Origin of the sequence: Kineosporia sp. R_H_3 (assembly GCF_002198675.1) — a bacterium.
Taxonomy (GTDB): Bacteria; Actinomycetota; Actinomycetes; order Actinomycetales; family Kineosporiaceae; genus R-H-3.
Genome location: NZ_MWLL01000087.1, coordinates 1 through 20,361, shown reverse-complemented (window position 1 = coordinate 20,361; position 20,361 = coordinate 1). Strand labels below are relative to the sequence as shown.

The window sequence follows — 20,361 nt, the reverse complement described above, 5'->3', positions numbered from 1 at the left end:
GCCGCACGACAGCGCGACCGGGCGCTACTGCCGATGTGTCATCGCGCAGCACGTACCGGGAGCAGCGCGGCGAGCGACTCGGCGACGAAGGTCACTCCGGCCGCGCTCCCCGGCAGCACGTTGACGAACTGGAAGAACCCGTGCATCTGCCCTTCGAACAGCCGCCGGACGACCGGCACGCCGGCCGCGCCCAGCCGGTCGGCGTACTCCTCCACCTCGTCGCGCAGGACGTCGAACTCGGCGACGAGCACGACGGCCGGGGGCAGCCCGGCGAGGTCGGTCACCCGGTTCGGCGCGGCCTCCGGGTGCTCCCGCATCGCGGGGTCCGGCAGGTAGTGCCCGACGAACCAGTCCATCCCGGCCTGGTCCAGGAGAAGCTGGTTCGCCGGGTCGACATGCGAGGGCCGGACACCGTGGTCGGTCGCCGGGTAGACGAGCACCTGGGCAGCGATCTGAGGCCCGCCCTCGCCGCGGGCGCGGTGGGTCATGACCGCGGTGAGGTTGCCACCGGCGCTGTCGCCGCCGACGACGAGCGCCGCGCCGACGGCTGCCAGTTCCTCGCGGTGGGCGTCGACCCAGCGCAGCGCTGCCCAGGAGTCGTTCACAGCAGCCGGGAAGGGGTGCTCCGGAGCCTTGCGGTAGTCCACGAGCACCGTCGTCAACCCGGTGGCTGCGGCGAGCGTCCGACCGAGGGTGTCGTACTCGGCCGCCGAGCCGATGACCCAGCCACCACCGTGCAGGTACACCAGGACACCGGCCGGCTCGGCCGTCGGCCGCAGCACGCGCAGGCTGATCTCACCACCGTCGACCTCGAGCGTGACCTCGCGCGCCTGGGCCATCTCAGGCCCGGCGCCGTAGAACTGCGCGAGAGGCGCGGTCGCGGCTCGGGCGTCGGCCGCGGAGAGCTGGTGGATAGGCGGGCCGGCCGCCGCCAGGTTCGCGAGAAGTCCGGCAGTGGGGTCGTCGAGAGGCACGAGAGCTGTCCTTCCGCTCAGAAGGTGACGACGGGCTTGACGGTGCGGCCGTGGTGCATGTCGGCGGCGGCCTCGTCGAGCTGGTCGAGCGTGTAGTGCCGGACGAGCTTCTCCAGCGGCAGCAACCCCTTGCCGTGCAACGCGACGAGCTGCGGCAGGAGGGTCTCCGGCTCGCCGTCGCCGAGGGTCACGCCGACGACCTTCTTGCCGGGCAGGATGCCCTGGACGTCGAAGGACGCCTCGGTGCCCGCCGGCGGCGCCCCCACGACGGCGCAGGTGCCGCGGGCGGCGAGGACGTCGATCGCGGTCCGGACGACGGCCGGCACCGCGGTGGTGTCGATCGTCGCGTCGACGCCGCGACCGCCGGTCGCCTCCAGGACCGCCTTCGCGACGTCCTCGCTGTCGGCGTTCACGGTGTGGGTCGCGCCGAGGTCGGCCGCGAGCGCGAGCCGCTCCGGCACCCGGTCGACCGCCACGACCGCGGCCAGCGGCAGCAGGTTAGCCGCCATCACCGCGGCGAGGCCGACGGCGCCCACCCCGAAGACGGCGATCGTGCTGCCGGGTGCCGGGTCGAGGATGTTCCACACCGTGCCGAAGCCGGTCTGGACGCCGCAGCCGAGCGGCGCGAGCACCTCGAGGTCGGCGTCCTGCGGCACCTTGACGACGCTGCGCTCGTCGGCGATCGCGTGCGCCGCGAACGACGACTGGCCGAAGAAGTGGCCGCCGATCGGGGTGCCGCCCCGGCTCACCGTCGGGGTGCCGTCGCGGCGGACCCCGGTGATGAGGTTGTCGGGCACCCAGGTCGCGCAGTACGCGGGGTGGCCGCCGCGGCAGTTCGCGCACCGGCCGCAGGAGGTGTAGCTGAGGAGCACCTTGTCGCCGGGGGCGACCCGGGTGACGCCGGGACCGACCTCGCGGACGATGCCGGCGCCCTCGTGACCGAGGATCCCGGGCAGGGCGAACGGGATACCCCCGACCTGGACGCCCAGGTCGGTGTGGCACAGGCCCGCCGCGACGATCTCGACGAGCACCTCGCCGGCCCGGACGTCGTCGAGGACGACGTCGGTGACGACGAACGGGGAACCGGGCGCCTCGACGACGGCGGCACGGGTGGGCGTGGGCATGGTGGACTTCCTCTCGATCGGCTCTGACCGGAACGGGTTGTCGCAGAAGGGGTGTCAGCCGAGGTTCACGACGACGGACTTGGTGCGCAGGTACTCGCCGAGCGCCTCCGGGCCGTTCTCCCGGCCGTAGCCGGACGCCCCTGTGCCGCCGAACGGCATCGCGACGTCGAGCAGCGACCAGCCGTTGACCCAGACGATCCCGGCCCGCAGCGCCGCGGCGACCCGGTGCACCCGGGCGACGTTCGTCGACTGCAGTCCGGCGGCCAGCCCGTAGGCGGTGCCGTTCGCGAGCGCGACGGCCTCCTCCTCGGTGTCGAACGGCTGGACCGTGACGACCGGGCCGAAGATCTCCTCCTGGACGAGCCGGGAGTCCTGCTGCACGCCGGTGACGACGGTCGGCGGCACGAAGAAGCCGCTGCCGGCCTGCTCCGGGCCGGAGACGACCTCGTAGCCCCGGCCCCGGCCGTGGTCGAGGAACTCCCGGACCTTGGCCGCGTGCCGCGCACCGGCCATCGGGCCGATCACGGTGCCGTCGGCGAACGGGTCGCCGACCGGGACGCCCTGCACGGCCCCGCGCAGCGCACCGACGACGATGTCGTAGACCGGGCGCTCGACGAGCAGCCGGGTGCCGGCCATGCAGAACTGGCCGGTGTTGAAGACGAACGCGGCGACGGCGGAGCCGATCGCGGCGTCGAGGTCGGCGTCGGCGAAGATGATGTTCGCGCCCTTGCCGCCGAGCTCGACGGTGACGTGCTTGAGGCCGGCCCCGGCGTCCTGCGCGACCTGCCGGCCGACGGCGCTGGAGCCGGTGAACGCGACCTTGTCGACGCCGTCGGCGCCGACCAGCGCGCGCCCCGCGTCGGCGCCACCGGTGACGACGTTGAGGACGCCGTCCGGCAGCCCCGCCTCGTGGAACAGCTCGGCCATCCGCAGCGCCGACAGCGGCGTCTCCTCGGCCGGCTTGTGCACCACCGTGTTGCCGCTGACCAGGGCCGCCGCGAGCTTCGTCGTCGACAGGATGAGCGGGAAGTTGAACGGGGTCACCGCGGCGACGACGCCGTGCGGCTCTTTGCGGGTGTACGCGAACGTGGGGATCGTCGTCGACCTGGCGGCGCCCTCGATCGTCGCGGCGAGCTGCGCGTAGTACTCGTACGTGTCGGCCGCGGTCGGGATGTCGACCGCCCGGGTGAACTGCAGGGGCTTGCCGACGTCGAGCGACTCCAGCCGCGCGAGCTCCTCGGCGTGCTCCCGGACCAGGCCCGCGACCCGGACGAGCACCTCGGCCCGCCGCCGCGGCGGCAGCCCGGACCACACCCCGGCGTCGGCGGCGGCCCGCGCCGCCCCGACCGCCCGCAGGACGTCCTCGGCGCCGGCCTCGGGGACCGTCGTGACGACGCCCCCGGTCGACGGGTCGAGGATCTCGCGGGTCCGCCCGTCGGCGGCCCCTTCGCGCTGCCCGCCGATCCAGAGCACCCCGGGTGCGGGCTCCGGACGTGCCACCGTCTGCTCGTCGGCCACCGCCGTCATCGTCGACCTCCTCGTCACGACTGCTGGAGTGACGAGAGTCACCGGCGCGGGGTGTCACCCGGGAGGGTGGAACCACCCCATCGACCACCCGTTCCGGTCCGCCCGGGTACCCGTGCCCCGAGGCCCGGTCACGCGCGGTCGGCTACCGGGCCGCGGCGCGACGGGCCGCCACCCAGCCGGCGACCTGGGTCCGGGAGGAGAACCCGAGCTTGGCGAGGATCCGCTCCAGGTGCCCGTCCACGGTCCGCGGCGAGATCACCAGCGCCGCGGCGATCGCCTTGTTGCTCAGGCCCTCGGCGACGAGCTCGGCGACCGCGAGCTCCCGGGAGGTCAGCTCGCCCGGCCCCGGCGCGCCCGGTCCGGCAGTGCCGGGTCCGGCAGTGCCCGGACGCGGCGGCTGCGCCCGGCCCCCGTCGAGGACGGCCTCGACCACCTGGGCGAGCGCGGCACCGGCGGCGAACCCGCCGGGCCGGCGCCCGCCGTCGCGCAGCCGGTCCAGGCAGGCCGCCTGGTGGCCGGCGAGCGGCGGCCCGAAGGCGGCGATCGTCGTCCCCGCGGTCCGCCAGGCGACGTCCGCGGCCGCGAGCCGGACGGCGGCCAGGTCGAGGTCCCCCGTCGAGGCCGCGACCCAGGCCAGGGTCGAGATCATGAGCGCGACGCCGACGGAGTCGTTGAAGCGGCGCTGGGTCGCGAGCCCCTCGGCGACCCGGGCCTCGGCCTGCGCCGCGTCACCCCGGCGCCAGGCCTCGAAGCCGAGCACCCAGAGCGTGTAGGAGCGGCACAGCTGCTCGCCGTGCTGCTCGCACAGGGCGAGCGCGTCCCGGCAGATCGCCACCGCGTCCGGGCCGCGGCCTCGGTGCACCTGGGTGATCGCGAGCTGGAAGTAGGTCCAGAGCAGACCCTCGGTGTCGCCGTCGGCGGCCATCGTGACGATCGCGCCCTCGAAGTGCGCCGCGGCGTCGTCGAGCGCGCCGGCGAACAGGGCCGCCGTCCCGCGCAGGCTCCGGGCGTGCGCGACCGAGGCACCGTCGCCGACCCGGGCGCCGAGCGCCTCGCAGCCGTCGAGCCGGGCCGTGGCGGCCGGCTCGTCGCCCTGGAGCAGGCAGACCCAGGCGGCGACCCACAGCGCCCGCGCCCGGACCTCGTCGTCCGCGGCCGGCAGCGCGAGCGCGGCGTCCAGCCACTGCCGGCCCTCGGCGAGGAAGTCGTCGGCGTACCAATGGTTGCGCAGCCCGGCGACGAGCCGCAGCGCGGGCAGCGGGTCGCCGTCCGCGGTGCGCACCGAGGTCTCCAGCGCCGCCCGCAGGTTGCCGTGGTCGGCCCGCAGGCGCGCCAGGTCGCCCTCCTGCCTCGGCCCGCACCAGCGGGCGGCCGTCTCCTCGACGACGGCGAGGTAGTGGTCGCGGTGCCGCCGCGTCAGGTCCTCCACCTCGCCCAGCTCCTCGAGGCGCTCGCGGCCGTACTGGCGGATCGTCTCGAGCAGCCGGAACCGTACGGCCGGCCCGTCGTGCTCGCCGACGACGATCGACTGCGCGACGAGGTGGTCGAGGACGTCGAGCACCTCGGCGGCGCCGAGCGTGCCGTCGTCCGAGCAGACCCCCTCGGCGGCGGCCAGGTCGAAGGAGCCGCTGAACACCGACAGCCTCGCCCAGAGCAGCCGCTGCGCCGGGGAGCACAGCGAGTGGCTCCAGTCGACGAGCGCCCGCAGGGTCTGCTGCCGGGGCTGCGCGGCGGTGCTGCCCGAGGTGAGCAGGGCGAACCGGCTCTCGAGCCGCTCGACGACCTGCTCGACGGACAGCGAGCGCAGCCGGGTGGCGGCGAGCTCGATGGCCAGCGGGATGCCGTCGAGCCGGATGCACAGGCGGGCCACCGCCTCGGCGTTCTCGTCCGTCACCGCGAACCCCGGCCGGATCGCGACGACCCGGTCGGTGAGCAGCCGGACGGCGTCGAACTGGCTCGTCACCGCGGCGTGCTGCGGCAGCCGCAGGTCGGGGACGGCGAGCGGTGGGACGGCGAAGAGGTGCTCGCCGTCGACGCCGGTCGTGTGCCGGCTCGTGGCGAGCACGCGGACGTCCGTCGTCTGCCGCAGCACCCGGTCGACGAACCGTGCGCAGTCGGCGACGACGTGCTCGCAGTTGTCGAGGACGAGCAGCGCGTTGCGATCGCGCAGGTGCTCGATCACCTTGTCGACGGCGGGCCGCGGCGAACGGTCGGCGACCCCGAGGGTGCTCGCGACGACCTCGGCGATCCGGCTGCCGTCCGTGATGACGGCGAGGTCCACGAACCACACGCCGGCGGCGAACGCACGCCGGACATCGGCCGCCAGCGCCAGCGCCAGCCGGGTCTTGCCGACCCCGCCGGGCCCGGTGAGGGTGACCAGCCGGGACTCCCCCAGCAGCCGGCGGACGTCACCGAGCTCCCGCCGGCGGCCCACGAACCGGGTCACCGTCGCGGGCAACGTCCCTGGTGCCGCGGCCGACGTCTCGTCGCTCATCGGGAGTGATCGTAGGTGCCCGCACCTGGCCGGGCAGGAGTCACTTTTCCGCCAGGCGGAAACCCTGGTTCCCCGCGGCGTGGCCCGGACCACACCCTCGACAGGTCGCCGGCGACGGCGGCGCCCCGACCGTCGACCGGCGGCCCCTGCACGCAGGCGGGCCCCGGCGCCCACCCGCGGAGGTCCCGTTGAGCAGTCCCGTCACGTTCGTGCGCAACCAGTGGTACGTCGCGGCCTACGGCCGGGAGGTCACCACCGAGGTCCTCGGCCGGACCGTCTGCGGCGAGGCGATCGCCCTGTTCCGCACCGCGTCCGGCACCGTCGCGGCGCTCGCCGACCGCTGCGTGCACCGCCGGTTCCCGCTCTCCGCCGCGCCGAGCCACGTCGTCGGTGACACCGTCGTCTGCGGGTACCACGGGTTCACCTACGACGGCACCGGCACGTGCGTCGCCGTCCCCGGGCAGAGCCGGGTGCCGCGGACGGCACGGGTGGCCTCCTACCCCGTCGTCGAGCAGGACTCGTTCGTGTGGGTGTTCGTCGGCGACCCGGCACTGGCCGACGCCACCCGGATCCCGCGGGCGCCGTGGCTGGCCGACGAGGGCTGGACGACGGTCAGCGGCATGGAGCCGCTCGCGGCCCGCTGGGGCCTGCTCGTCGACAACCTGCTCGACCTGTCGCACGAGACGTACCTGCACGGCGGGTACATCGGCACCCCGGAGGTCGCGGAGACCCCGATCACCACCGAGGTCGACGAGGAGGCCCGGATCGTCCGGGTCAGCCGGCACATGGCGGACGCCGCATGCCCGCCGTTCTACGCGAACTCGACCGGGATGACCGGCCGGATCACCCGCTGGCAGGACATCGAGTACTTCCCGCCGTGCCTGTACACGCTGCACAGCCGGGTCGCCCCGGTCGGCGTCCTGCCGCCCGCCGAGGGTCCGGACGACGGGGCCTTCCACGTCGAGGTCGTCTACGCGATCACGCCCTCGACCGAGACGTCGACGTACGACTTCTGGGCCGTCGCCCGCGACTTCGCACAGGACGACGAGGAGGTGAGCCGGTTCCTGCACGACAGCAACCGGACCGTCGTCCTCCAGGACGTCACCGCGCTCGACCTCCTCGAGACGGTCGTCGCCGCGGAGCCCGCCGGGACCCAGGAGCTGAGCATCAACATCGACACCGGTGCGCTCGCCGCCCGCCGGATGATCGCCGCGATGACCGCCTCGACGACCACCGCGACGACCGCCGCGGCCGACGCCGCGACCGGCGCGGCGACGCAGGCCGCCACCAGCGCCGCGGTGCGATGAGCGCGACCTTCACGGTCGACTGGCTGCCGGGCTCGGACGTCCTGCGCGGGCGCTGCCACTGCGGCGCGACGTCGTCCGCGCAGGACCCGGCGACCCTGCTCGACTGGCTCGGCGCGCACCCCGACGGGCACGACACGAGCGGCCCCGAGGTGCTCCTCGCGCCGCTGCCGGCGGGGGTGGCGGGCGATGCCTGAGCCGGGCCAGGAGCACGACCTGCGCCTGGTCGTCGCCGCCCGCTCCCGGGCCGCGGACGACGTCGTCGCACTCGTCCTGCGGGCGCCGGACGGCGGCCCGCTGCCGCCCTGGACGCCGGGGGCGCACGTGGACCTCGTCGTCCCGGGCCCGGACGGGCCGCTGGTGCGGCAGTACTCGCTCTGCGGCGACCCGGACGACGTGACGACCTACCGGGTCGCGGTGCTCCGGGAGCCGGCCGGCCGCGGCGGCTCGGCGGCCGTGCACGAGACCCTGCTCCCCGGCACCGGGGTCACGGTCCGCGGGCCGCGCAACCGGTTCGTGCTCGACCCCGCGGCGGAGTACGTCTTCGTCGCGGGCGGGATCGGGATCACACCGGTGCTCGCCATGGTCCGGGCGGCGGTGCTGGCCGGTGCCCGCTGGCACCTCGCGTACGGCGGCCGGACGGCGTCCTCCATGGCGTTCGTCGACGAGGTCACCGCGCTCGCCGCGGCGTCGGCAGGGACCGGGGAGGTCGCGCTGCACCCGCTCGACACCAGCGGCCCGCTGCCGGTGGCCGCGCTCGTCGAGCGCGCCGCGGCGTCCGGTGCGGGGATCTGGTGCTGCGGGCCGGAAGGGCTCATCGAGGCGGTCGAGAAGGAGGGCGACGTGCTCGGCCCGGGCCGGGTGCACGTCGAACGGTTCCGGGCCGCCGCGGACCCGGCACCCGGGGCCCACGGCGACGTCGCGTTCGAGGTCGAGGTCGCCTCCCACGGCGTCACGGTGACGGTCCCCGCCGACCGGACGGCGCTCGAGGTGCTCGAGGAGGCCGGGGTCCCGGTGCTCTCGTCGTGCCGCGAGGGGACCTGCGGGACCTGCGAGGTGTCGGTGCTCGCGGGCACCGTCGACCACCGGGACGCGCTGCTCACCCCCGCCGAGCGGGCCGCCCACGACACGATGTTCGTCTGCGTGTCCCGGTCCGCGGGCGGACGGCTCGTCGTCGAGGTCTGACACCCTCACCGCGTGGGCGAGGGGAGCACCGCGGCGGACGGCCCGAGGACGGCGAGCGCGAGGCTGCTCGCCGTCCTCGACGCGTTCGACGCCGAGCACCGGGCACTGACCCTGTCCGCGCTCGCCCGGCGGGCCCGGCTGCCGGTGAGCACGACCCACCGGCTCGTCGGCGACCTGCTCGCCTGGGGCGGGCTGGAGCGCGGCGACGACGGGCTGCTCCGGGTCGGGCTGCACCTGTGGGAGGTGGCGGCGCTCGCGCCCCGCACCATCGGGCTCCGGGAGGCGGCCGCACCGTCGATGGGCGACCTCTACGAGGCGACCCATGAGAACGTCCAGCTCGCCGTCCGGGACGGCCTCGAGGTCGTCTTCGTCGAGCGGATCGCCGGGCGGCACGCGGTCCCGGTGCTCACCCGGGTCGGGCTGCGCTTCCCGATGTCCGCCACCGGCGTCGGCCTCGTGCTCCTCGCGTTCGCGCCGCGGGAGGTCCAGGAGGGGGCCCTGTCGGCCCCGCTCGAACGCTTCACCGAGCGGACCGTCGTCGACCCGCGACGGCTGCGGAGCATGCTCGCCGACGTCCGGCGCCGCGGGATCGCGGTGAGCGACCGGCAGGTGACGATGGACGCCCTGTCCGTCGCCGCTCCCGTGCGCGGCCCGGACGGCGACGTCGTCGCGGCCCTGTCGGTCGTCGTCCAGGCGGACGGCGCGGAGCCGCAGGCGCTCGCCCCCGCCGTCCGGACCGCGGCGGCCGCGATCAGCCGGGCGCTGGCGCGCTGAGCTCCGGCCGGGGCACCGCCGGGACCGGCCGGTGCCGGGCGATCCGCAGCGTGACGACGGACCCGCCGCCGGGCCGGTCGCGCAGCTCGGTCCCGCCGCCGTGGGTCTCGGCGATGGCCTTGACGATCGCCAGCCCGAGCCCCGTCCCCGGCCGGCCCGAGGCCCGGGTCCCGCCGCTGCGCGACGCCGCGAACCCCACCCCGGAGTCCTCGACGACGAGGTCGGCGCCGTCGGCCGTCGGGACGCAGCGCACGAGGATCGTGTCGCCGTCCGAGGTGAACTTCAGCGCGTTCTCCACGAGCGAGTCGAGCGCCGTCTCGAGCCGCGACTCGTCGCCCTCGACGACGACCGGCACGCTCTCGACCCGCCAGTCCCGCTCCGCCGCGGGGCGCCAGCGCTGGACCGTGTGGCGGACGAGACCGTCGAGGTCGACGTCCCCCCACTCGAAGTGCGTCGCCTCGTAGGCGTCCGCGAGCTGCAGGAGCCGGTTGGCGAGCCCGCCCAGCTTGTCGAGCTCGTCCACGACGACGTCGACGTCCTCCCGGGCGCCGTCGGTCTGGACCTGGCTGCGGACCAGCTCCGCGTACCCGCGGGCGACCGTGATGGGCGTGCGCATCTCGTGGGAGCAGTTGCGCACGAACAGCTCCTTGAGCTCGTGCGCCCGCCGCTCGCGCTCCGAGGACGCGAGGCTCTCCGCGAGCGCCGCGGCCCGCCGGCGCACGTGCCAGACCATGGCGAGGAAGACCCCGGCCATGAGGGGCACCTCGGTGAGCTCCATCCAGTCGGCGCCCTCGGCGCGGATGAACGCGGACATCGCGAGCGTCGTCGCGACGACGACGACGCCGAGGACGACGTAGGTCCGCCGGGCGGACCAGCCCTGGATGCCGTAGACGACCGACATCGACACCCAGATGACGTGGAACGCGATGACGCCGGCCGCCGCGAAGGCGACCATGACGACCATGTTCGCCGCGGCGAAGAGCACCCAGGCGGCGAAGACGAGCTCGTCGCGGGAGAACCGGGACGCCGCGGGCCCGGCGGCGGGCCCGGACGCGGCACGGGTCAGGTCGGTGGTCGCGGTGCCCGGCATCAGGACGCCGTGAAGAGGTAGCCGACGTTGCGGACCGTCTCGATCATCGGCAGCGGCATCTTGCCCCGGACCCGCCGGACCGTGACGTCGACGACGTTGCTGCTCGGGTCGTCGTACCCCCAGACGCTCGAGAGCAGCTCGTCGCGGCTGCACACCTCGCCCGCGCGCCGCATGAGGTAGCCGACGAGGAGGAGCTCGCGGTGGGTCAGCGCGACGACCTTGCCGGAGACCTCGAGCACCTGCCGCTCGAGGTCGAGCGTCGCGGGCCCGACCCGCAGCCAGCGCTGCAAGCCCGTCGACTTCGGGGCACGCAGCCGGGCCTGGACCCGCGCGACGAGCTCGGCCGCGGCGAACGGCTTGGTGAGGTAGTCGGTCGCCCCCATCCGCAGGCACTGGACGCGCGAGGCGACGTCGGCGACCGCGGAGAGGATGAGGACACGCTGCTCGGGATCGTGGTTGAGGATCCGGCGCAGGGCCTCCAGCCCGTCGAAGCCGGGGATCATGAGGTCGAGGACGACGAGGTCGTAGACCTCCTCGTAGGTGCGCCGGACGCCGTCCGGGCCCGTCCCTGCGACGGCCACGAAGTGCCCGTCCGACTCGAGGGTGCGGACGATGAACGACCGCAGCCGTTCCTCGTCCTCGACCACCAGGAGGCGCGCCATCGCGCGTCCACCGCCCTTCGTCCGAGCCGCTCGCCGGTCGCTCGCCGGCCCCTGGGGACATCATCGGCGCTGTCATCGCGCGGCGTGAGTTTTCTTCCGCGCCGCGGCGGCCCCGGATGACATGTGTCCCGTGACAGCAATCGCCCGAACGACGGACTGCGCCACACCGACAGACCCTGCTAGCGACCCAACGTGTCTCCTCGGTCACGATCCGTCGACAGGTCGTTCGGCTCCGGATGAGACCCCGTCATGGGGCTGTCATCGACCTGTCATGCCGCCCCGATGACCCGGTTCTGACAGCCGCGTCATGAATGCAGACAGTTGCCGCCGCCGGGCGCACGGTGTGCTCAGGGCACGTGCGCGAGCCGCGCTCTCCGTCACCGAATCGGGGTGACGGTCAGGGAGAAGGGGCGCAATGACACACACAGTGATGCGACACGTGCGAGGACGCCGTGCCGGCCGGGCCGTGGGACGACGGTCCATCACCGCGACGCTGGCCGCGGCGGCGCTCGTCGGGGCGCTGGCCGTCGCGCTGCCGGGTCTCACGAGCACCGCGGCCCAGGCCGCGAAGCCGACCGGCCCGACGGACCCGTCGAAGGTCCCGCACTACTTCGGCCCGTGGCCGAACTGGGCGCTGAGCCAGCTCACGACGCCGACGGCGGCCGTGGAGATCACCGGCAGCGGCACCGGCGCGACCGCGAGCGCGAACGTCGACCCGCTGACCGGCGGCATCGCGACGATCGACGTGACGAACGCCGGCAGCGGCTACACCGGCGGCGCGACGGTGACGATCAACGGCGGCGACCCCGGGAACGCGGCGACGGCGACCGCGACCGTGACGACGTCGGGCAGCGTGACCGGCTACACGGTCGGCACGGCCGGATCCGGCTACCGCTCCTTCGACGTCACCCTGACCGGCGGCGCCGGCACCGGCGCGACCGCGCAGGGCTCCGGCGGCGTCGACCCGATCACCATCACCGACGGCGGCCGTGACTACGTCATGCCGGTCGTCGAGTTCGACATGCCCGACCTGGCGAACGGCGTCCAGGCCAAGGGCCACGTGCCGATGATCGCCAACAACGACCCGATCGACGGCATGGACGCCAACGGCACGATCACCGCCGTCGTCATCGACGAGCCGGGCTCGGGCTACCTCACGGCGCCGGGTGTCGCCATCCACAACGGCACGATCGCCGACCCCCTCGCCGGGGCCACGCCCGCGGTGGTGTCCACGACCCTGCACCTCACGGCGATCGACCCGGTCGACTTCGGCAGCGGCTACACCTCCGCACCGGACGTCGCCGTGGCGGACGGCGACCAGACCGGGACCCCCGGCGCCGGCGCGACGGCGACGAGCGCGACGGACATCGGTGCCGTCACCGCGATCACCGTCGACACCCCGGGCGCCGGGTACCTCGCCGTCGGCATCCGCAAGTTCCAGGACGCGCTGCCGGTCACCTGCAGCCCGGCGGCGCCGGGCGGCTGCCCGAGCGTCGCGAGCGGCGAGAAGTTCATCCCGCTCGGCGTGCCCGCGGCCAAGACGTACAGCGGCGAGGAGGCCGACGAGTACGTCATCGGCCTCGTCCAGTACCGGACGAAGTTCCACACCGACATCGACCCGACCCTCGTGCGCGGCTACGTGCAGATCGAGACGCCGGAGAACGCGGCGGTCAGCCAGCACGTCGAGCTGACGAACGAGCTGCTCGACGGCACGAAGGTGCCCGTCCTCGACAAGAACGGCAACCAGGTCTTCGGCGTCACCGCGCCGCAGTGGCTCGGCCCGTTCATCGGTGCGACGAAGAACCGGCCGACCCGGATCGTCTTCCACAACTACCTGCCGACCGGCGCCAAGGGTGACCTGTTCCTGCCCGTCGACTCGACGATGATGGGCTCGGGCATGGGCCCGATGGACATGGGCACGCCGGTGACCGACGACAGCACGGTCATGGACGCCGTCCGCAACCCGGAGTGCACCCAGGAGCCCAAGGACGGGATGCACTGCTTCACGGACAACCGTGCCGAGCTGCACCTGCACGGCGGCACGACCCCGTGGATCAGCGACGGCACGCCGCACCAGTGGGTCACCCCGGCCGGCGAGAACGCCGCGTGGCCGCAGGGCGTCGCGGTGAGCAACGTCCCCGACATGGTCGACCCGGCCGACAACTCGGTGGTCTGCGACAAGGCCGACGACGGCTGCCAGACCTTCTACTACACCAACCAGCAGAGTGCGCGGCTGATGTTCTACCACGACCACTCGTGGGGCATCACCCGGCTCAACGTGTACGCCGGCGAGGCCGCCGGGTACGTCATCACCGACGAGACCGAGCAGGCGCTCGTGAACTCCGGGACCATCCCCGGCGCGAACGACACCCTGCCCCTCGTCGTCCAGGACCGGACGTTCACCCCCGACGCCGCGCAGCTCGCGCTCCAGGACCCGACGTGGGACGAGACCCGCTGGGGCACCAAGGGTTCGTTCTGGTACCACCACGTCTACATGCCGGCGCAGAACCCCGGTGACCCCTCCGGCATGAGCGCCTACGGCCGGTGGATGTACGGCCCGTGGTTCTGGCCGCCGGCGACCGGCACGAAGTACGGGCCGATCAAGAACCCGTACTATACCCCGGACTGCAAGCTCGACGACCCGGGGACGTGGACGTACGACACCGACCCGTTCTGCGAGCCGGAGCTCATCCCCGGGACGCCGAACATCTCCGCGGGCATGGAGCAGTTCAACGACACCCCGATCGTCAACGGTGTCGCCTACCCGACGGTGACGCTGCAGCCGAAGTCGTACCGGATGCGGATCCTCAACGCCGCGAACGACCGCTTCTTCAACCTGCAGTGGTACACGGCCGACCCGAACCAGGGTGACGGCACGACCGAGGTCAGGCTCAACGCGGCCGAGCTGGCCGCCGCGCAGACCGACCCGAACATCTCGCCGACCCCGGCCGACGCGAACAACAACGCGGCCGGTCCGGACTGGGTGCAGATCGGCAGCGAGGGCGGCTTCCTGCCCAAGCCGGCGGTCATCGACGGCCAGCAGCCGACGACCTGGATCACCGACCCGACGCGCTTCGACGTCGGCAACGTGGACCTGCACTCGATGCTGCTCGCCCCGGCGGAGCGGTCCGACGCCATCGTCGACTTCTCGAAGTTCGCCGGCAAGACGCTCATCCTCTACAACGACGCTCCTGCGGCCTTCCCGGCGCGGGTGCCGTCGTACGACTACTACACCGGCGCCCCGGACATGAGCCCGAACGGCGCCCCGAAGATCCTGCCCGGCTACGGCCCGAACACCCGGACCGTCATGCAGGTCAAGATCGCCGCGACGACGCCGGCCCCGGCGTTCAACCTCACGAAGCTGACGAGCGCCTTCAAGCACAAGGCGAACGGCAGCGGCGTGTTCGAGTCCGGCCAGCACCCGGTCATCGTCGGGCAGGCCGCGTACAACTCGGCGTACGGCACCGCGTTCGCGACCGGCAGCAACTGCAACGGCGCGAGCACGTCGACGACCTGCGACGGGCTCGTCCGGGTCAACGACACCGGGTCGTTCTCCTTCAACACGCTCAAGGCCCCGACGTCGAAGATGACGATCGGCCTGGAGCCGAAGGCGATCCACGACGAGATGAACTCCTCGACGTTCGACCCGTTCGGGCGGATGCAAGCCAACCTCGGCATCGAGGCGCAGCCGCCGACGCCCGGCGCGCAGAACGTCACGCTCTACCCGTACACGAACCCGACGACGGAGATCATCGACGGCACGAACCTGGAGTCGGCCGGGGCGAAGGCCACCCCGATCTCCAGTGCCGCCGACGGGACGCAGATCTGGCGCATCACGCACAACGGCGTGGACACGCACCCGATCCACTTCCACCTGTTCGACGTCCAGGTGCTCAACCGCGTCACGTGGGACAACATCGTCATCCCGCCGGACGAGAACGAGCTCGGGTGGAAGGACACCGTCCGGATGTCACCGCTCGAGGACACGATCGTCGCGCTGCGGCCGCTCGTGCCGAAGACGCCGTTCGAGGTGCCGAACTCGGTGCGCCCGCTCGACCCGATGATGCCCCTGGGGAGCCCCGACGGGTTCAACAACATGGACGTCCAGGGCAACCCGACGGCGGCGATCACCAACCAGCTCGTCAACTTCGGCTGGGAGTACGTCTTCCACTGCCACATCCTGAGCCACGAAGAGATGGACATGATGCGGCCGGTCGACCTGGCGCTGCCGCCGGCCAAGGCGGGGGCGCTGTGGACCGAGAAGGCGCCCGACGGCGGGACGAACCGGTGGATCGTCCACTGGGACGACAACTCGATCACCGAGACGGCGTTCACCGTCGAGCGGAGCACGGACGACGGGGCGACCTGGTCGGCCGTGGGCACCGTGGCCTCACCGCTCGACGCGGCGAACATCCACCAGACCCGGTCGATGGCGGACCCGGGCTCCACGGCTGACGTCGGGACGACGCAGTACCGGGTCGTCGCGAAGAACACCGTCGGCTACGGCAACGGCTTCCCGACGAAGACCGTCCAGAGCGTCTCCGCGGCGTACACCGCGGTCGACACCCCGGCGCCGGCGACGGCGACGGCGCTCACGGGCGTCATCGCGGCGGGTCCCTCCGTGGACCTGGCGTGGACCGACGGCGGCAACGTCCCGGCGGCGGCGACCGCCTTCCAGGTGCAGCGCACGCTCACCGGGTCGGCGGCGTGGACGACGATCGGGACGACCCCGGCCGCGACGACGACCTACACGGACTCGACCGTGTCCCAGGGCTCGTCGTACGACTACCGGGTCGTCGCGCTGAACGGCGGGCGCGCAGGCGCACCGTCGAACGTCGTGACCGTCGCGCTCGTCGTCCCGACCGCTCCGAGCACGCTGACGGCGTCGCTCGTGGCCGGCCCGGGTGCGGCGCTCGCGTGGACCAACACGGCGACGAACGCGACCGGCGTCGTCGTCCAGCGGTCCACGAACGGCGGCGGGACCTGGACGACGCTGGCGACCCTGCCGGCGACCGACCAGACCTACACCGACGCCGGACCGCTCACGGTCGACTCGACGGACCTCTACCGCGTCTACGCGGAGAACCTCGTCGGGCCGAGCCCGGTCTCCAACACCGCGTCCGTCTCGGCGGCCGCCCCGGGCGCGCCGACGAACGTCGCGGCGAAGGCCCAGGCCGGGGTCGGCGGTCCCGAGGTCAAGGTGACCTGGACCGACAACGCGACCGACGAGACCGGCTACACGGTCCAGCGGTCGACGGACGGCGGCGGGAGCTGGACGACGCTCGCGAGCCTCGGGGCGGACGCCGTCCAGGCGATCGACCCGGGCCCGGTCGTGGCCGGCACGACGTACACGTACCGGGTCGGCGTGACGAACCTCGTCACGACGGTGTGGTCGGCGAACGTGTCGGTGACCCCGGCGCTGGCGGCGGCCCCGAGCGGCCTGGCCGCGACGCTCGTCGCGGCGACGGCGACCCGGGACGCGAGCGTGAACCTCGTCTGGACGGACAACGCCACGGACGAGGACAGCACGGTCGTGCAGCGCAGCACGGACGGCGGGACGTCGTGGACGACGCTCACCACGTTCGCCGGCGCCACCGGCACGGGTGCGCAGGCCACGATCGACCTGGCCCCGCTGCCGGGGGCGACGAACACCTACCGGGTCGGTGCCGTGAGCTTCCTCGGCACCAGCCTCTCCGGGACGGCGTCCGTCACCCTCGTGACCCCGCCGGCGGCACCGGGCGGGTTCGGCACCCAGGTCAGGACCGGTCCGCTCTCGGTGCGGTCCGTGTGGACGGACGCCTCGACGAACGAGTCGGGCTTCTCGCTCCAGCGGTCCACGGACGGCGGCGTCACCTGGACGCAGCTCTCCACCCGTCCCGCGGCCGCGGGTACGGGGACGGCGCTCAACCGGACCGACACGGCGGTCACCCTGGGGTCGACGTACTCCTACCGGGTGGTCGCGTGGAACGCCGGGGGCCGGGCCGCCACGGCCGTGCAGACGGTGACGGTCGCGGCACCGCCGGTCCCGGTCGTGACGACTCCTGCCCAGGCGACGTCGACGTCGGCGACGACGGAGTCCATCGCCCTCTCCTGGATCGCGGTCCCGGGGGCGCAGGACTACCGCATCGAGCGCGCCACCAGCGCGGCCGGTGCCGGTCGGGTCTCGGTCACGAGGCCGGGGACGTCGTACACGTTCACCAACCTCACCAAGCGGGTCTGGTACGTCCGCGTCGGTGCCCGCAACGGGCTCGGCACGACGTACTCCCCGTGGGTGGCGGTCGCCGCGGCCCCCTGACGCGGCGGTTCTGACGGTCCCGGTGCTCCCCCACCGGGACCACGGAAGGGCGGTTCCCCCGAGAGGGGGGACCGCCCTTCCGGCGTCAGGCCCGCGCGCGTGCCGCCGTCGGTCGCGCCGTGACCAGGAAGGCCCCGACGAGGACGACGGCCCCGCCGGCGACGACCGGCCAGGACGGCCGCTCCCCGAGGACCACCCACGCCACGACGACCCCGAGCGGGGTGACGAGGGTGCTCACGCTCGCCGTGGTCGTCGCGTGCAGGTGCTGCATCGCCCGGGCCAGCGCCGCGTAGAGGAAGGCCGACCCGACCGCTCCGAGCCAGGCCACCTGGAGCCAGCCGGACGCCGACAGGTCGCCGTACTCCGGCCAGCGGTGCGTGCCCACGACGAGGAGGGCCATGACGAGCGCGCCGACGAGGGTCCCCGGGGTGTTGAGCCACCACTGGTCGTACCGGTCGGCGAGCGACCTCGTCGTCACCGAGACCGCCGACCAGACGACGGTGGCCCCGGCGACGGCGGCGAACCCGGCGAACCAGGCCGCGTCCCGCACGAGCGGCGCTCCGTCACCGCCTTCGCCGGAGCCGTCGAACGACATGAGCGTCACCCCGGCGACGGACAGGACGAGCCCGCCGACCTGGACCATCGTGAGCCGGTGCCGCAGGAACACGACCTCGAGGGCGCCGACGACCACCGGCATGCAGCCCAGGACGATCGCGCCGACGGCGACCGAGACCCGCTGCTGGCCCCAGGTGTAGAGCAGGTGGAACCCGGCGGACCCGCCGAGACCGCAGGCGAGGACGGCGAGCCGGTCCTCCCGGGCGACGGGGGTCCGCCGCCACGGCTGGAGGGTGACGACGAGGGCGAACGCGACGGCCGAGAAGCCGACCCGGCCGGCGGCCAGCGCGAGCGGCGAGACCTGCTCGAGGACGAGCTTGATCTGGGTGAACGCGACCGAGCCCACGGCGATCGCGCCGCCGAGCGCGAGCCACGCCCCGCGCCGTCCGGAGGTCAGGCGGCGGCCGGAGATGAGAGGAGCGGTCACGGCGCACGGTACCGCGCCGTGCCTCAGGCACCCCCGAGGCCGTAGACGCGGGTCGCGGTCGCGCGCAGGACGGCGTCCCGCTCCGTCGGCGAACAGCCTGCGAGCAGGTCGCGCGCGAGGTCCCAGACGGCCCCGTACGACGCCGCGAGCAGGCACACCGGCCAGTCCGAGCCGGCCATGACCCGGTCCGCGCCGAAGGCGTCGAGGACGACGGTCGCGAAGGGTGCGACGTCCGCCGGGGTCCACGTCGCCCAGGCCGCCTCGGTGACCAGGCCCGAGAGCTTGCACGTCACCGCGGGCTCGGCGGCCAGCGCCCGCAGGTCCCGGGACCACGGCTCGAGCGCGCCGGACGCGACCGGTGGCTTGGCGCAGTGGTCGAGGACGAACCGGCCCTCCGGCACCGCCCGCACCGCGTCCAGGGCCGCCGGGAGCTGGTGCGGCAGGACGAGCAGCTCGTACGCGAGGCCCGCCGCGGCCACCGTGGCCAGCCCGCGCACGACGTCCGGACGGGCGAGCCAGCGCGGGTCCGGCTCGTGCTGCACCTGGTGCCGGACGGCGCGCAGCCACCGGCCGCCGGGTCCGTCCCGGAGCGCCGCGAGGTCGTCGGCGAGCGCGGGCGAGGTGAGGTCCGCCCAGCCGGTGACCGCGCCGACGAGCGGGTCGCCGTCCGCCAGCGCGAGCAGCTCGGGGGTCTCGTCGGGGCCGACGACGGTCTGGACGAGCACGGTCGTGACGACGCCCCGGGCGGCGGCCTCCGGGCGCAGGTCGTCGAGGCCGAAGGAGCGCGCGATCGGGGCCATCGCGTCGCCGCGGATCCAGTCCTGGTCGCGGACGGCGAGGTCCCAGACGTGGTGGTGGGCGTCGACGACCCCGGCCTGCCCGGGGCTCACCGCGCCGTCGCGATCGCGTCGAGCTCGGCCCAGAGCGCCTCGGGGACCTCGACGTCGAGCAGGGCCAGGTTCTCCTCGAGCTCGGCCCGGCTGCGGGCGCCCGTGAGCACCGACGCGACCGCCGGGTGCCGGAACGGGAACTGCAGGGCCGCGGCCTTGAGCGGGACGGCGTAGCGCTCGCAGGCCGCAGCGAGGGCCTGCGCGCGCGCCACGAGGTGGTCGGGCGCGATGCCGTAGTCGAAGCGCGCCCCCGGGCGGGGGTCGGCGAGCAGGCCCGAGTTGAAGACCCCGCCGACGACGACGGAGACCCCGCGCTCGAGGGCCAGCGGCATGAGGTCCGCGCCGCCGGTGCGGTCGAGGACCGACCAGCGGCCGGCGAGCAGGACGACGTCCAGGTCGGCCTCCCGCACGAACCGCGCGGGGACGGCGGACTGGTTCATCCCGACCCCGATCGCCCCGACGACGCCCTCGTCGCGCCAGCGCCGCAGCACCGGGAAGGTCCGGGCGAGCACCTCGTCGGCGTGCTCGTCGGGGTCGTGGACGTAGACGATGTCGACCCGGTCGAGGCCGAGGCGGTCGAGGCTCTCCGCGAGCGAGCGCTCGACGCCGGCGGGGCTGAAGTCGAAGACGACGTCGGACGGCGGTGCGTCGGCGAAGATGCCCTGCGCGGCGCCCGCGGGGGCCGGGACGACGAGCCGGCCCACCTTCGTCGAGACGACGAGGCCGGGGCGGCCGGCGGCCCCGAGCGTCGCGAGGGCGGCGCCGAGACGGCGCTCGGCGGTGCCGTGGCCGTACTGGGGGGCCGTGTCGAGGTACGTGGCACCGGCCTCGAGGGCGGCCCGGACGACGTCCAGGGCCTGCTCCTCCGCGACGTGGGCGTACATGCCGCCGAGCGGTGCCGTGCCGAGGCCGACGGCCGGGACGTGGACGTCCGAGCGGCCGAGGCGGCGGGGGGTCAGGTCCATCGCTGCGCTCCTGCGGAGACGGGGACGGGGCTGGG

At 74.2% G+C, this 20,361-nt stretch carries 14 protein-coding genes; 5 read left to right on the top strand and 9 right to left on the bottom strand.

Features of this window, described 5'->3' with window-relative positions; all coding sequences use genetic code 11:
• Positions 1-38 precede the first annotated feature (38 nt).
• From ECOMGDLI_RS06900 to ECOMGDLI_RS06885, 4 genes are all read right to left on the bottom strand, one after another.
• Positions 39-974: an alpha/beta hydrolase gene (locus ECOMGDLI_RS06900; protein ID WP_088315436.1), complete on the bottom strand. Its 936-nt coding sequence runs from the start codon at positions 972-974 to the stop codon at positions 39-41.
• Between the two features lie 17 nt (positions 975-991).
• The gene (locus ECOMGDLI_RS06895) at positions 992-2,098 is read right to left on the bottom strand and encodes an NAD(P)-dependent alcohol dehydrogenase (RefSeq protein WP_088315434.1); all 1,107 of its coding nucleotides are present in this window, start codon (positions 2,096-2,098) and stop codon (positions 992-994) included.
• A 54-nt stretch (positions 2,099-2,152) separates the two neighbouring features.
• Complete coding sequence (locus ECOMGDLI_RS06890; RefSeq protein ID WP_088315432.1) at positions 2,153-3,625, bottom strand: aldehyde dehydrogenase; 1,473 nt, start codon at positions 3,623-3,625, stop codon at positions 2,153-2,155.
• Positions 3,626-3,767: 142 nt separating this feature from the next.
• Positions 3,768-6,119 carry a LuxR C-terminal-related transcriptional regulator gene (locus ECOMGDLI_RS06885; RefSeq protein ID WP_088315431.1) on the bottom strand — a complete coding sequence of 784 codons (2,352 nt, stop codon included), beginning with the start codon at positions 6,117-6,119 and terminating at the stop codon, positions 3,768-3,770.
• A gap of 188 nt (positions 6,120-6,307) precedes the next feature.
• Between ECOMGDLI_RS06885 and ECOMGDLI_RS06880 the strand changes: the two genes are divergently transcribed.
• From ECOMGDLI_RS06880 to ECOMGDLI_RS06865, 4 genes are read left to right on the top strand one after another with little or no spacing between them, the layout of a single operon-like run.
• Positions 6,308-7,426: an aromatic ring-hydroxylating dioxygenase subunit alpha gene (locus ECOMGDLI_RS06880; protein ID WP_198954628.1), complete on the top strand. Its 1,119-nt coding sequence runs from the start codon at positions 6,308-6,310 to the stop codon at positions 7,424-7,426.
• On the top strand, positions 7,423-7,620 hold the full coding sequence (locus ECOMGDLI_RS06875; protein ID WP_088315427.1) for a hypothetical protein: 198 nt from the start codon (positions 7,423-7,425) through the stop codon (positions 7,618-7,620). Before ECOMGDLI_RS06880 ends, ECOMGDLI_RS06875 begins: the two co-directional genes overlap by 4 nt.
• The gene (locus ECOMGDLI_RS06870; protein WP_088315425.1) at positions 7,613-8,608 is read left to right on the top strand and encodes a PDR/VanB family oxidoreductase; all 996 of its coding nucleotides are present in this window, start codon (positions 7,613-7,615) and stop codon (positions 8,606-8,608) included. The genes ECOMGDLI_RS06875 and ECOMGDLI_RS06870 overlap by 8 nt, the downstream gene beginning before the upstream one ends.
• Before the next feature lie 12 nt (positions 8,609-8,620).
• Positions 8,621-9,382 carry an IclR family transcriptional regulator gene (locus ECOMGDLI_RS06865; RefSeq protein WP_198954627.1) on the top strand — a complete coding sequence of 254 codons (762 nt, stop codon included), beginning with the start codon at positions 8,621-8,623 and terminating at the stop codon, positions 9,380-9,382.
• Here the strand turns inward: ECOMGDLI_RS06865 and ECOMGDLI_RS06860 are convergent.
• Entirely contained in the window at positions 9,360-10,472 is a 1,113-nt protein-coding gene (locus ECOMGDLI_RS06860; protein WP_088315423.1) for a cell wall metabolism sensor histidine kinase WalK, read from the bottom strand. The genes ECOMGDLI_RS06865 and ECOMGDLI_RS06860 overlap by 23 nt on opposite strands.
• Entirely contained in the window at positions 10,472-11,134 is a 663-nt protein-coding gene (locus ECOMGDLI_RS06855; RefSeq protein WP_088287909.1) for a response regulator transcription factor, read from the bottom strand. The genes ECOMGDLI_RS06860 and ECOMGDLI_RS06855 overlap by 1 nt, the downstream gene beginning before the upstream one ends.
• A 466-nt stretch (positions 11,135-11,600) precedes the next feature.
• Between ECOMGDLI_RS06855 and ECOMGDLI_RS06850 the strand changes: the two genes are divergently transcribed.
• A complete protein-coding gene (locus ECOMGDLI_RS06850) occupies positions 11,601-17,429 on the top strand; it encodes a multicopper oxidase domain-containing protein (protein ID WP_198954626.1) in 5,829 nt (1,942 codons plus the stop codon).
• An 85-nt stretch (positions 17,430-17,514) separates the two neighbouring features.
• Here ECOMGDLI_RS06850 and ECOMGDLI_RS06845 read toward each other — a convergent pair whose 3' ends face one another.
• From ECOMGDLI_RS06845 to ECOMGDLI_RS06835, 3 genes are read right to left on the bottom strand one after another with little or no spacing between them, the layout of a single operon-like run.
• Positions 17,515-18,471 carry a DMT family transporter gene (locus ECOMGDLI_RS06845; protein ID WP_158220922.1) on the bottom strand — a complete coding sequence of 319 codons (957 nt, stop codon included), beginning with the start codon at positions 18,469-18,471 and terminating at the stop codon, positions 17,515-17,517.
• A gap of 23 nt (positions 18,472-18,494) precedes the next feature.
• Complete coding sequence (locus ECOMGDLI_RS06840) at positions 18,495-19,361, bottom strand: amidohydrolase (protein ID WP_088315419.1); 867 nt, start codon at positions 19,359-19,361, stop codon at positions 18,495-18,497.
• Positions 19,358-20,326, bottom strand: a complete 969-nt coding sequence (locus ECOMGDLI_RS06835) for an aldo/keto reductase (protein WP_088315417.1) — start codon at positions 20,324-20,326, stop codon at positions 19,358-19,360. The genes ECOMGDLI_RS06840 and ECOMGDLI_RS06835 overlap by 4 nt, the downstream gene beginning before the upstream one ends.
• Positions 20,327-20,361: the final 35 nt, after the last annotated feature.

What these genes read in the sequence shown, in the direction of transcription:
- ECOMGDLI_RS06895 (WP_088315434.1), bottom strand. Translation starts at nt 2,098, where the DNA reads ATGCCCACGCCCACCCGTGCCGCCGTCGTCGAGGCGCCCGGTTCCCCG.
- ECOMGDLI_RS06890 (WP_088315432.1), bottom strand. Translation starts at nt 3,625, where the DNA reads ATGACGGCGGTGGCCGACGAGCAGACGGTGGCACGTCCGGAGCCCGCA.
- ECOMGDLI_RS06885 (WP_088315431.1), bottom strand. Translation starts at nt 6,119, where the DNA reads ATGAGCGACGAGACGTCGGCCGCGGCACCAGGGACGTTGCCCGCGACG.
- ECOMGDLI_RS06875 (WP_088315427.1), top strand. Translation starts at nt 7,423, where the DNA reads ATGAGCGCGACCTTCACGGTCGACTGGCTGCCGGGCTCGGACGTCCTG.
- ECOMGDLI_RS06870 (WP_088315425.1), top strand. Translation starts at nt 7,613, where the DNA reads ATGCCTGAGCCGGGCCAGGAGCACGACCTGCGCCTGGTCGTCGCCGCC.
- ECOMGDLI_RS06860 (WP_088315423.1), bottom strand. Translation starts at nt 10,472, where the DNA reads ATGCCGGGCACCGCGACCACCGACCTGACCCGTGCCGCGTCCGGGCCC.
- ECOMGDLI_RS06855 (WP_088287909.1), bottom strand. Translation starts at nt 11,134, where the DNA reads ATGGCGCGCCTCCTGGTGGTCGAGGACGAGGAACGGCTGCGGTCGTTC.
- ECOMGDLI_RS06835 (WP_088315417.1), bottom strand. Translation starts at nt 20,326, where the DNA reads ATGGACCTGACCCCCCGCCGCCTCGGCCGCTCGGACGTCCACGTCCCG.